Genomic DNA, 12,706 nt, shown 5'->3' with positions numbered 1-12,706 from the left:
TAAAATCCGCGCAACAATTGGCTGCTTTGTTGATTTTCAAACTAGCTATTTTGGGTGAAATTGGTTAGCATGATGGGTGGTTTTTTTAAAGTTTTTTGCTGAGATTAGGACGATTATGCGCTCACCTGCCCATTCACCATTAACCCATTCGCAATTAATTGATGCCCCTTGCGGCAAGCTTGAAGTTGACGCGCTTTGGCAAGCTGACTCAACGGGCGTTGCCAACCCAAACGCCGCGTCGGTTGAGCGTGTTGCCATTCTTTGTCACCCAAACCCATTGCAAGAAGGCACGATGATGAATAAAGTGGTGACCACCATGTATCGTTTTGCCCGCGACCAAAACATGCATGTGGTACGCTTTAATTTTCGCGGTGTGGGACAATCAACGGGCGAGTATGGCAATGTGACAGGTGAAATCGAAGACGCTTTAACCGTGCTGCAATGGATTCATAGCCAAACCGAGGCACGCAAGCTATGGATTGGCGGATTTTCGTTTGGCGGATTTGTCGCCGCCAAGCTTGCCCAGCTTGTCAATGAACAAGGCGCATTTTTGGGAGTCGATGATTTTGACATCACTGATTTGGCATTGATTGCCCCTTCTATTGAAAAAAACGACACCTCAGATTTGCTCCTGCCCACCGCACAAACCTTTATGATTTATGGCGCGAATGATGAAGTGATTGCGCCAAGCTCGCTACAACAATTTGGGGAAAACTTTGGTATTCAAACGCACATCATTGACGATACAGGGCACTTTTTTCATGGTAAATTAGGGCAATTAAAACAGCTGCTTGAAGCGTTAAGTAGCAAATAACGCAGTTTTTATTTTATCCTCGTTCCTGATTGGTGTTTTTGACGGATGTTTTCGATTCGGGTTTTTAGTGTATTTGACATCGTGAGCTATTTGGCACTTTAATGCCGTCTATTTAATCGCATCTATTTATTTAATACCCCTACGTCAAAGCACGTTGAAATGGAATTTTGACAACCTTTTAATTTACGCTGAGAGACAACATGCCCAACTCAAATTTACGACCCTTACAACGCTATGAGCTTGCGCTAAAATCTGGTGAGTTTAGCGAAGACGCACAGCAGCGCGCTGCGATGACTTATTTGGACAATGTCTATGAACAAATCATGGAAAACCGCGCCAAACAACGTGGGCTGTTTAGCTTTTTAAGACGTACTGAGCCGCCCAAAGGGCTATATATGTGGGGCGGCGTGGGTCGTGGTAAGACTTGGATGATGGATATGTTTTTTGAGTCGGTACCCGCCGACAACAAAATGCGCCAACACTTTCACCATTTTATGAAACGAGTGCACGCCGAGCTCAACAAGCTACAAGGTCAACAAGACCCACTACAAAAAGTCGCCGATATCATCCATAATGAAGCGGATGTGATTTGTTTTGATGAATTTTTTGTCTCCAATGTCTCCGATGCGATGATTTTGGGTGATTTGTTTACCATGCTATTTAAAAAAGGCATCACCTTGGTTGCCACATCAAATATCGCACCAAATGGCTTGTATAAAAATGGTATTCACCGTGACCGTTTTTTACCTGCCATTGCCGAAGTTGAAAAAAACTGTACGGTAATGAACATTGACAGTGGTATCGACTACCGTCTGCGCGTGTTGCAGCAAGCCGAACTTTATGTATCTCCGTTGACCAAAGAAAACATCCACTGGCTTGCCAACCGCTTTACCGCGCTAAGTAACAACCAACACATTATCCAAGACCCCATTCATATTAATGGTCGTGATATCGCCATCAAAGGGCGCACCGAAAACACCTTGTACATTGATTTTCGGGCATTATGTATGCAGCCGCGCTCAGCGAGCGATTTTATTGAAATCGCCAATGAGTTTAGCACGGTACTGGTGGATGATGTGCCCATACTCAACGATATTATCGCTGACCCGACAAGGCGCTTTATTTACCTTGTCGATGAGTTTTATGATCGCCGCGTCAAGCTTTTGATACGTGCAGAACAGCCAATTTTACAACTGTATGATGGGCAAAAATTGGCGTTTGAAATTGAGCGCACGCGCTCACGGCTGTTAGAGATGCAATCTGAAGAATATCTCAAAGCGGAACATCGTTTGGATGAGATAAAAAAAGAAGATATGACCATTTAAATAATCCAAAGCCTTAATTGTTATGCAGGCGAGTGGCTTTAACGATGTATATTCCCAAAGACTTTTCCCAAACCGATTTTGAAGCCGTTAAAGATTTTATTGCTGGGTCGCCATTAGCAAATATAGTGGCATCAAACGGCAATTCGGTTGAAATCTGCCCTGCTCCGCTACTTTGGCAAGTAGATGAACAAAATCCGCTTGGCTATTTGATGGGTCATGTGGCAAAAGTAAATCCGATTGTAAAGACTGACGCTAAAAACTGGAAAGTTGTTTTCACCAACCAAGGTCATTATATCAGCCCAAACTGGTATCCTACTAAGGCGATGATCCATAAAGAAGTGCCGACGTGGAATTATCAATCGGTGATTTTTTCGGTGACACCGCAGCTAATTAGAGACGCAAGTCAAATCAAGCAGATTGTCGCGACGATGACGGATTTTTTTGAACATCAACTTAAACAAACTAACCCCAGTCATGAGCCTTGGTCTTTAAGTGATGCGCCAAGTGACTATATCAATGCCATGTGCCGCGCGATTGTGGGGGTTAAGTTGACCATTGATAATTTTGAAGCCAAATTTAAACTTAGCCAAAATAAAACCTTGGATAATCAGCAAGGCGTGATTGACGGTTTAACACAACTGCAATCAGCTTCAGCGGATAATATGGCAACGCTAATCAATAACCTATTTAAGGAATAACAATGACAAATTCAGAAATTTTAGACTTTATCAAATCGCGCCGTTCAATTGGCAACCTTGTCGCCCCTGCCCCCAACCGCGAGCAAGTCGAACAAGCGATTGAAGTGGCGCTATCCGCCCCCGATCACAAGGATTTAAACCCGTACCGTTTTATCGTACTTGAAAACCAAGCGCTCAACACCTTAGGCACGGCGTTAAAAAATGCGGCGATAGCACAAGGTGAAACTGACGAAAAAACCCTCGCCAAAGCGGAAAACATGCCACTGCGTGCGCCAATGATTATCGCGTGTGTGACCGATTTTAAACCCCATGATAAAGTCCCCCATTGGGAACAAATAGCGGCAAGTAGTTGCGCGGTGCAAAATCTCCTCCTTGCCTTAATGGCACAAGGGTTTGCCACCGTATGGCGCACCGGTCCACTTGCCAATGCGCCTGCAATCAAACAACTGTTTAATGTAACCGCTGATAACCAAGTCATTGCCTTTGTGTATGTTGGCACAGCCGTGTCGACCATCCCGCCGCGTTCTAAGATAGACGTCACACCATTTATTGTTTATGATAATGGCACAAACTAAGGGCTAAAGTAGCCGTTTTTATATTTTGCTCATGTAAAGGGTGCCCTGTTGTCAGTATTTGCAGGACAAGTGGATTCAAGGATTTTCAATGAAAAAACCCCAGATAGCAACCAATCTAAGTGAAAATTTAGAAAAGCTGAATGTCAATCGTGAAAAAGCCAGCAAGCTGTTTGCCGACGTCATTGAAAAAGCGGTCAAAAAATCTAAGCCGGACACCACAGCGGTATTAGAGACAGACTTAGACAATCAGCTCGCCAACCAACCTGCGCCCCTTAAAATTGCCGTGCTGGGCGGTGGTAGTTTTGGTACGGCAATGGCAAATTTATCGTCCAAAAATGGCTGCGAAGTCACGCTTTGGGTGCGCGATAAGCGCAGCGTCAAATCGATGCAAAAAACCCATATCAATAAAAAATACTTGCCCGACCATAAGCTTGATGAGCGCCTGCAATTTACCCATGATTTGCAAGCAGCCGTCAAAGGCAAAGATTTGATTTTTGTGGCAGTGCCTAGCACTGCTTTTCGCGAAACCTTACAAAAAATTGCGCCTTTTATCAGCGCTCAAGCCATCGTGTCTTTAACCAAAGGTATGGAAAAAGATACCTTTGCGCTAATGAGTGATGTGATCGCGGATGAATTGCCCAATGTGGCTTTTGGCGTGATGAGCGGCCCCAATCTCGCCAAAGAAATCATGAATAATATGCCGTCTGCCACCGTGATTGCCAGCCAATCTGCAGCGCTACGGCTTGCGGTACAAACAGCTCTACACAGTGCGTTTTTTCGCGTGTTTGCCAGTGATGATTTAATTGGCGTCGAGCTTGGCGGTGCGCTCAAAAATATTTATGCCATCGCCATGGGCATGGCCGCTGCCTATGACATCGGGGAAAACACCAAAGCCATGATATTAACCCGCGCATTGGCGGAGATGAGCCGATTTGGTGTACAAGCGGGGGCTAATCCCCTGACCTTTTTGGGGTTGTCGGGTGTGGGTGATTTGTATGCAACTTGTTCATCGACCTTAAGCCGTAACTACCAGATTGGTAATATGCTCGGGCGTGGCATGAGCCTTGACCAAGCCATCAAAAAACTGGGGCAGACCGCTGAAGGGATTAATACTATCCAGCAGGTGAATGAAAAAGCCATGAAAGAGGGTATTTATATGCCGATTACCCATGCCTTGCACGATATTATCTATGAAGACAAAGCGCCGCTTGGGGTTGCGTTAAACTTGATGGAAGCAGGATTTAGAAGTGATGTGGAATTTGTCATGCCGCATCAAGTGCAGCCAACGCATAACTGACAAACATAACTTTAAATATTTTTAGGTAAATACATGCAATTAATTTTAGTTCGTCATGGCGATGCAGGCGCTTATACCCTGCCAGACCATGAAAGAAATTTATCAGCACTGGGTCAAGCCCAAGCTTCACAGACCGCAGCGTGGCTTGCCGAAAACTTTGAGCCCGATCATTTTATCGTCAGTCCTTACAACCGCGCCCAGCAAACCCTTGCCCAAATCCAGCAATTTTTTCCCCATGTCCCTGTGACCACGTATGAGGGCATCACCCCTGATAATGATGCAGACATAGCCGTGGATGCGCTAGGCGAATTGGTTGGCGACTGCATGGTGGTGGTTTGTCATATGAATATCATTGCCAAAATCGCCCATATTCTCACGGATGATCCCTTAGAGGGTTTTGCGCTGGCTGAAGCGCGCGTATATGATATGGGTATATTGGCACCCAGTCTTGCCGCTGAGATCAAACGCTTTGTTCCCACCTGTTAGGTGATTTAATTTGTCAATTTTGTGTAGGACACTTCTGTGATTCATATTTGGTTGCCAACTCAGCATGCTGCCTTACGTTTATGGCAACAAACCACCCAGACTTGGCAAACGGCTGACGATTGGCAAACGCTTGCGACCCTTGCTAATCTGCAAACCACCCAATCAGCCAAGCTGCAAGCCTGTCTTTATTTTCCTAGTGTCAGTTTATTAACAATCCAACCTACGCTTACAGCAAGCCAGCTTAATGCGTTGGGCGACACCGGCAGGCGCTATTTATTTGAAGATATCAGCATTGGGTCGGTAGAAGATTTACAAGTCAAAATTCAGCCGACCGCCACCAACAGCGAGTTACCCGCGTTATTTGGGCTTCATGCTGCCGATATTCATTCATGGATCAATGCTGCCTCGTTGGCGGGTATTGAGATAGTCGCTTTACTGCCAGATTTTTTATTGCTGCCGACCATAGATGTTAGAATTGATACTAGGGCTATACCTACGACAAGCGCGGTCTACTACCAAGATGCAGATACCCAGTTATTAAAACTCCATACTTATCACGGCATGGCGGTTAGTTTTTTACCGCTGGTACTCACCAAATTACCCATGTTAGAAACGCTATATTTAACGGGTTTTCACGATGAAACCGTTGCCCAGCAATTAGCCAGTATGCCTAATTTATCCATAGAATCGTCTGAGTTGTTGCCTACCCCAATCAAAGACCCTGTCAGACATTTTTTTAACTTTGCGACCGTAAAAGGTAAAACGACGCTTGCGCCTTATGCCAAAGTCATCGCCCTAGTCACTGTTTGTGCGCTGCTGACAGCCTTTGTGGTCGATGCGCTTCGTTGGTATTATTACAACCAAGCACAAAAACAAGCCGCAACTTTACTAGCGCAGCAATACGCCCAGTGGTTTCCCAATGAGCCGCTTAGTAGCAAACTTACCCTGCAGCGACAGTTATCTGGCAAATTAACCACCCAGCAATCAGCCACGCCAAGCGTACTTCAGACATTGTCGTCCATACAGCCGGTATTGCAGCAATACCAACTGACTGCCAAGCAGCTTAATTTTCAAAATAATCACTTACAACTGCAGCTGTTATCATCAAGCGCCGATTCATTAAACAAAGCCGTCAATGACATGGTAAACAAAGGGATAAAAGCCAAGCTAGGGTCTGTCGATGCTGCGATACCCGCTGCGATGTCTTCCAATACTGCCAGTGCGGTTTCCAGTGCCGTGGCGCCAACTTCTGCTGGCAGTGCCCTTGCCATGATAGATATTGAATTGGCAGACTAAATCTACAACTGAGATGAATTTATGAAACCGCACGCCTCACTGAGCCAATCCCTGCAAAAACTAACCACGCCTCTGGGTCATGCCTTTCAAAATTTATCACGTCGTGATCAGATTGCGCTGCTGATATTGGCAATGTTCTTGCTTTTTTTTGTGGTCGGTATCGGTGGTTGGACGCTGCATAGCAAAGCCAACCAAGCACAAAAAAAATACGATGACACCATGGCAGATGTGTTTTGGCTACGCAGTCAAGCAGGCAACATCAATCCCAACCAAACCCAACAAGTCAATCAAGCCGATGCTATCAAACAAATACTTAGCCAATCAGGTATTGTCAATGCGCAAGTAGTCGAGAATGGCAATACTATCCAAGTTGCTTTTAGTCACGCGCAAGCCAGCGTAATCACCAATATATTTAATCAGTTTCAACAACAAGGTATTCGCATCCAGCAACTACAAATCAACCAGCCAGCCGTCGATAAGCTTGAAGTACAGTCTGTCTTATCTATTAACTAATGGTAAAAGTAAATAATGGTAAAAGACCATAAAAAACGATGCACTTGGCATCGTTGTTTTGGCGCATGGGGGCGCATGGGGTGATTATTTTTGCACCCACTGGCGAATTTTATCACGCTCTGCTGGCGTTGCTCTCAACCATAACTGCATAAATTGATCGAGACTATCCGATGAACTGACCGTGGTCGCAACAGGTTGGTTGATAGCGGGAATCGCGCCCCCTGATTGTCCTAAGGCATTGATGGTTTGTTGATTGGCTTCAACCGCTTTTGAGCTACCACCAAACACGCCGCCTAACGCATTACCCAAGCCGCTAAAAATGCTTGAACTACTGCTTGACGTAGCTTGCTGACTTGCAATGATTTGCTTGCCTTGTAGCACCGCTAGTGTGGGTTGTTTGACATATTCTTTAGCGGCATTATAGTCTTCTGGTTGACCTAGCATATCCAACACATACGTTTGATTGTCGGCAAGCTCTACCGGAACGCTAATATTGCTTGAACGTAACACATCGTGATTGTCACCGCGCAGCTCGTACAACCGATTGTACTTGGCAGTAATCACATGTTTGCCGGGCTCAAGTTTGTAGGTTTTTTGCGGCTTTGAAAGCAAGCCGTTTTTGACTTCTTGACCATTAATAGCAGTCACGATGGTATTGTCAGCAACATTCAAGGTGACTTGGGCAAATGTTTGTGTGGTTGCTAACACGCCCGCAGTCAACGCGGCAGCCGTCCATAAGTACTGTTTATTCATAGGATATCCTGTTGTTTTACATCAAACTGTTGATGGATTCTAACCCATTTATCACGCAATTCCTATGACAAACCCGATCAAAAATCTAAAAAATTTTCATTTTCTGCAATTTCATCAAAGTCCGCCAATTCAAAATTCAGCGTTAAATTATCAATGATATTCATCGCATCTTGAATTTTGGCTTTGGTCACTTTGTTTAATGGGGTGCGTTCCATATTGGAAAATAATGGCTGCAATTCGTTTAACACTGCCAACATCGCGCCGATGCGGTGTGGACCTTCGTTGAGCAAATAGTCAATAATGCGCGGGTCAAAGTGCCAATGACGACGGCGTAATACCGATTCCAAAATCAGCTGTCTATCAAGCCTATCACTGCCCGTTGGCAACTGAAAAGTTGCGGCTCGAGCAAGCCTTGATAGCAAATCTCGCAGCTCAAAATTTAACGCCTTTACTGGCAAACGACTGGCAAAAATAATGGTATTGCCGTATTCTTGCGACAAATTAATCAGATGAAAAACCGCTTCTTGCCACTCAGGATGACCTTGAATTTCATCCATATCATCAAGCGCAATCACTGTGGTATTTTCTAGCGATGACAACACCATGGCATCCATATTGGCGTTTATCAGTTCACGCAGCGATAGATAAATAACAGATTGGTTGATATCACGGAAGGATTCGCAGATAGCGTTGAGTAGATGGGTTTTACCTGTATCGCGCTCGCCGTATAGATATAGCTGCGTCAACAGTCCTACATGCATTTGGCGTACCACATCGATGATTGATACCCAGCCTGGACCACTAAAGTCACTGATACTCGCGGACTGCTTGATATTTAAGTTTAGACTTAATTGTTCCGACATTCATGCACTCGCAATCGGTAAGATATCGCTTTTTGAAAATAAATCATAAACCACTGTACATATAACACACTGTATATATAACACATAGTGCTGCCCAGTTAGCCGCCCAATGCTTAAAAGTTTGAAAGTTTAAAAGCAAAAAATTCAAGCGTCTAACTAAATTTTGACTATTATAACCTAAATTTATGAAATAGCTACTCACGCGCCTTTTGCCCCGTGTCGGGTTATTTCAAATTTATTTGCCTTTGTTATTTACCTTTGAAGCCCGTCAAGAAAAAAACAGTCAATACTGTTTTAGCGCTGAATGCGATAATATAACCAAAGATTGTACATATCTTATCATTTTAGTAGTATATTTGATTATCTTTGTAATGGAGACCCCTATGTCTTTTGTGAATCAATGGCGTGATGCGAATTTTTTTAGACCATTACATATCACTATGAGCACCTTGAGCGCTATGGGGCTAGGTTTGGCACTTACCGCCTGCCAGCCCACCGCTGAGACAACTAACCGAGCCAGCGACGCCCCTTCACCGTCTAATGTACCTGAAGTCATCATTGCCCAAACCCCAGCCAGTATCCCACCTGCCACAGTCGGGTTAAAACGCATGGATTTTCCGGTGTACTTGGCAGGTGTGCCAAACCTACTACATCCGATTATTCCGTCAGTGCCTATCAATCGCAAATATGATAGCGACGGCAGCGATGCTAAAAAATCACCCGTCAGCTACTTTCAAGAAGTTGCTGCGTATGAATTTCAAAGCAGTGTTTACAATATTGTGTTTGAAGGGCTAAGAACCGGACAAGTACACCGGCTGTTTCCACACGATAATTTTGTGATAAGAGCGGTGCACACGCCATTGGTAGATTTAACCCAAGATGACAAAACAGCGCAGAAAAAAGCTGCTATCACGCAAACTGCACCAACCCAACCGCAAGCCGCTAAAGAAGCAACCAGCCCATTGGCAGTCAAAGTCGGCAATACCTTACTGCTGGGCTATTTTATCTATGAAGTCAAAGAGATAGCTGATGATGATGACAATAAAACCAATCTTGATCAGCAGCTTACCTTGTATTTAAGTGATTTAAATGGCAAAAATTTATTGAAACTCACGCCCAATAATCAATATTTTAAACATTATAAATGGCTGCCTGAGACCAAGCGTTTTTACTTTTCAACCCAAGCCGATACCAACGGCGATCGGGTGATTGATGAGAATGATAAATACTTCTACTATTTCATCGATTTTGCCAAAAACGCGCAAATAGTCACAGCGTATGATTTTAGTAAGCCAAAAGCATAAACCTTTGGTCAAATAATCCATTAAGCGCGTTTGAGACGTAACGCATTGAGCACTACAAACAGTGAGCTTAATGACATACCAATCGCAGCCAACCAAGGTGGTACATAGCCTAACGCAGCGGGTATCAGTACAATAAAATTATACCCGAGCGCCCATTTGAAGTTTTGGGCAATAATGCGATCGGTCTTGAATGCCACCTCACGCGCTTTTGCCACGGCTTGGATTTGACCATTGAGTACCAAAGAGTCACTGGAGACTTGCGCCAAATCTGCCGCCCCTGCCATGGCGGTTGAGACATTGGCAGCGGCAAGTACCGGCGCATCATTGACCCCATCACCGACCATTTGCACGATATGTCCTTGCTGCTGCAGCGCTTTTAAATGTTGTACTTTATCATTTGGGGTAAGACCTTTATAAACCGTGTCAATACCAAGCTCGCGCGCTACCTCAAACGCCTGAGCACTAGGGTCACCGGTGAGCATCAGCACCTGCGCGCCTTGGTCTTTGAGATGTTTAATGGTAGCTAAGGCGCCTTCACGGACTTTATCATGAAAATAAAAATGCGCCAGTGGTTGCCATCTTTTGCTTAGGCTATCTTGTCTTGACAAGGTTACACTAGTACTAGCTTGGTGTTTGCTCAAATTTGGCAGTAACCCATCGTCTAATCCTGATTGCACTGCAAAACCGTGATGACCTAGACGGTAACTTAGCCCATCAATCGTGGCTTGAAGACCGCCCCCCGGAATGTGTACCAAATCGCTGGTAGTAGGCAAATGCATTTGCCGAGTCATGGTCAATAACGCATGGGCAATGGGGTGACGACTACCCACTTCAAGGCTCGCTGCGATACTTAAAAAATGGTTTTTTATCTGGTCTTCGTTTTTGGTGTCATCTTCGGTAAAATCCACTGACGGATTTTGTTTAACACCATACGGCATATCCAGCGTTTCAATCGCCATCAAATTGGGTTGACCGTACGTCAATGTGCCGGTTTTATCAAACGCCACATGGGTGACTTCAGCGAGTGTGGTAATGGTATGCCCGCGCGTCGCCAAAAACCCCAGGCTCGCTAATCGATTGGTAGAAACGGTTAATGCGATGGGTGTGGCCAATGACAAGGCACAGGGACAAGTAGCGACCAATACGGCAACCGTTGCCCAAATGGCATGACTGGGCTCGATAAAATACCATGCCAAAAACACCATACTGGCAATCACCAGTACCCGCGCGACAAACCAGCGTGCCAGTTTGTCTGCTTTTAAGGCGATTTGCGGCTTTTCACTGAGCGAGCGATTCACTAGCCTATCAATCACGCCCATTTGGCTGTCATTGGGTAATGTGGTGATTTGCATCACAAACGGCTGACTGTCATTTTGGCTACCGCCCACAATGCTATCGCCCAAGCGTTTGATGATTAAATCACTCTCCCCGGTCAATAAACTTTCGGACACCGTGGCACTATCCGACAGCAAAATACCATCACTGATGATACTGCTACCAGCATCAATTCGGACAATATCACCAACTTTTAGCGACTGCGCCGAAACCATTTGCTCGTTATCACCCCTATTGGCAGGGTCTACACTCAGTGACTGATAAAAAAGGTCTTTATATTGACTGGCATAGAGCCTCACTTGTGAGACATCCACATTCTCTAGCGCTAACGGCGATTCATGACCCAGCTTTGCGACCAACACAGGCTCGACGACCACCAAATCATTGGCTAAATTGGCAGCTTTTAGTCTGGCATTGTGCTCTACAAATTTGCCCGCCAATAAGAAAAATATCAGCATACTAACCGAGTCATAATAAGTCTCGCCCGTGTTGGTCAATGTCGCATATAAACTTGCCAAGAAGGTAATGACAATGGCGATACTAATCGGCACATCCATATTGACTTGGCGGGCTTTAATCGCTGACCACGCCGATTGAAAAAATGGCAACCCTGCAATCAAAAACACAGGAATACTAACAAACAGCGATACCCAGCGTAAAAATTGCCGATCGTTGACGCCGATTCCTGAATATTCCCCGAAGTACAGCGCCACTGCGAACATCATCGCTTGCATGGCACCCAATGCCGCAATGCCTAATTGAAACAACATACGGCGATTATCTCGCTTGAGCATCGCTTCATGGGTATCTTGCCGATAGGGTTTGGCATCATACCCAATGGCTTGCACATTTGCCAAAATTTGGCTAATCGGTAGTTTTTTCTCATCCCACACCACGCGCATCCGTTGATTGGTGAGATTGACTTGGCAAGTATCCATGCCATCAAGGCGATACAATTGGGTTTCAATCAGCCAACTACAGGCAGCACAGCGCAAATTGCTGATTGACAGCTCAGCAACGCTGTGCCCTTGCTGATGGTAAATAAATTGCGATTTGATATCATCGTGGTCATACGCTTGCAGCTGATATAACGAATCCGGGAGACTGGCGGTACGATTGATTTCACTGCGGTCAAGATAGTATTGCTCAAGCCCCGCCTCGATGATACTTTGCGAAGCAAGCTGACAGCCCATACAGCACATCGCCCGATCTTCACCCAATATATGGGTAAAAAATGGCGGGCTTGGTAGCGGGTCGGCACAATGAAAACAATGCCCTTCCTCTGGCAACACCAGCTCCACATCTTGATATGTGGTAGTAAATTTGCTATCCGCCTCATTATGCGTACGGCTAGGCGCATCGGTCACAACCGACTGCCCAATATCCGATTGTTTTGCCCCAAATTGGCTATTGTTTGGCATCATCAAATCCCCTAGGGCAAAAACCC

General features: G+C 45.2%; 12 protein-coding genes. 9 read left to right on the top strand and 3 right to left on the bottom strand.

From position 1 onward, the window contains the following. Nucleotides 1–115 precede the first annotated feature (115 nt). The 8 genes from RT064_RS00795 to gspM all read left to right on the top strand — a co-directional run bounded on the left by RT064_RS00795 (nucleotide 116) and on the right by gspM (nucleotide 7,004). Complete coding sequence (locus tag RT064_RS00795) at nucleotides 116–814, top strand: alpha/beta hydrolase (protein ID WP_313060247.1); 699 nt, start codon at nucleotides 116–118, stop codon at nucleotides 812–814. A 200-nt stretch (nucleotides 815–1,014) separates the two neighbouring features. Further along, nucleotides 1,015–2,139, top strand: coding sequence for a cell division protein ZapE (zapE, locus tag RT064_RS00790; protein ID WP_313060244.1), 1,125 nt, complete (start codon nucleotides 1,015–1,017; stop codon nucleotides 2,137–2,139). A gap of 44 nt (nucleotides 2,140–2,183) precedes the next feature. Further along, nucleotides 2,184–2,837: an FMN-binding negative transcriptional regulator gene (locus RT064_RS00785; RefSeq protein WP_313060240.1), complete on the top strand. Its 654-nt coding sequence runs from the start codon at nucleotides 2,184–2,186 to the stop codon at nucleotides 2,835–2,837. Between the two features lie 2 nt (nucleotides 2,838–2,839). Then, nucleotides 2,840–3,412, top strand: a complete 573-nt coding sequence (locus RT064_RS00780) for a nitroreductase family protein (RefSeq protein WP_313060237.1) — start codon at nucleotides 2,840–2,842, stop codon at nucleotides 3,410–3,412. Nucleotides 3,413–3,500: 88 nt separating this feature from the next. After that, complete coding sequence (locus RT064_RS00775; RefSeq protein WP_313060233.1) at nucleotides 3,501–4,709, top strand: NAD(P)H-dependent glycerol-3-phosphate dehydrogenase; 1,209 nt, start codon at nucleotides 3,501–3,503, stop codon at nucleotides 4,707–4,709. A gap of 33 nt (nucleotides 4,710–4,742) precedes the next feature. After that, nucleotides 4,743–5,195, top strand: coding sequence for a phosphohistidine phosphatase SixA (sixA, locus tag RT064_RS00770; protein ID WP_100269838.1), 453 nt, complete (start codon nucleotides 4,743–4,745; stop codon nucleotides 5,193–5,195). A 36-nt stretch (nucleotides 5,196–5,231) separates the two neighbouring features. Further along, nucleotides 5,232–6,491, top strand: coding sequence for a type II secretion system protein GspL (gene gspL / locus RT064_RS00765; protein WP_313060227.1), 1,260 nt, complete (start codon nucleotides 5,232–5,234; stop codon nucleotides 6,489–6,491). A gap of 21 nt (nucleotides 6,492–6,512) precedes the next feature. Beyond that, entirely contained in the window at nucleotides 6,513–7,004 is a 492-nt protein-coding gene (gspM, locus tag RT064_RS00760) for a type II secretion system protein GspM (RefSeq protein ID WP_313060226.1), read from the top strand. Between the two features lie 84 nt (nucleotides 7,005–7,088). Here gspM and RT064_RS00755 read toward each other — a convergent pair whose 3' ends face one another. Both RT064_RS00755 and RT064_RS00750 read right to left on the bottom strand, forming a co-directional pair. After that, nucleotides 7,089–7,757 (bottom strand): DUF2057 family protein, encoded by a 669-nt coding sequence (locus RT064_RS00755; protein WP_313060222.1) that lies wholly within the window; start codon nucleotides 7,755–7,757, stop codon nucleotides 7,089–7,091. A 77-nt stretch (nucleotides 7,758–7,834) separates the two neighbouring features. Further along, nucleotides 7,835–8,620: a DnaA ATPase domain-containing protein gene (locus RT064_RS00750; RefSeq protein WP_313060219.1), complete on the bottom strand. Its 786-nt coding sequence runs from the start codon at nucleotides 8,618–8,620 to the stop codon at nucleotides 7,835–7,837. Nucleotides 8,621–9,003: 383 nt separating this feature from the next. Between RT064_RS00750 and RT064_RS00745 the strand changes: the two genes are divergently transcribed. Beyond that, nucleotides 9,004–9,924: a hypothetical protein gene (locus RT064_RS00745; protein ID WP_313060218.1), complete on the top strand. Its 921-nt coding sequence runs from the start codon at nucleotides 9,004–9,006 to the stop codon at nucleotides 9,922–9,924. Nucleotides 9,925–9,944: 20 nt separating this feature from the next. On the opposite strand, the gene RT064_RS00740 is transcribed toward RT064_RS00745, so the two are convergent. After that, nucleotides 9,945–12,683: a heavy metal translocating P-type ATPase gene (locus RT064_RS00740; protein ID WP_313060216.1), complete on the bottom strand. Its 2,739-nt coding sequence runs from the start codon at nucleotides 12,681–12,683 to the stop codon at nucleotides 9,945–9,947. Nucleotides 12,684–12,706: the final 23 nt, after the last annotated feature.

Source organism: Moraxella sp. CTOTU49097, from assembly GCF_032064105.1.
Classification (GTDB): Bacteria; Pseudomonadota; Gammaproteobacteria; order Pseudomonadales; family Moraxellaceae; genus Faucicola; species Faucicola osloensis_B.
This window is presented reverse-complemented; position numbering and strand designations above follow the sequence as displayed.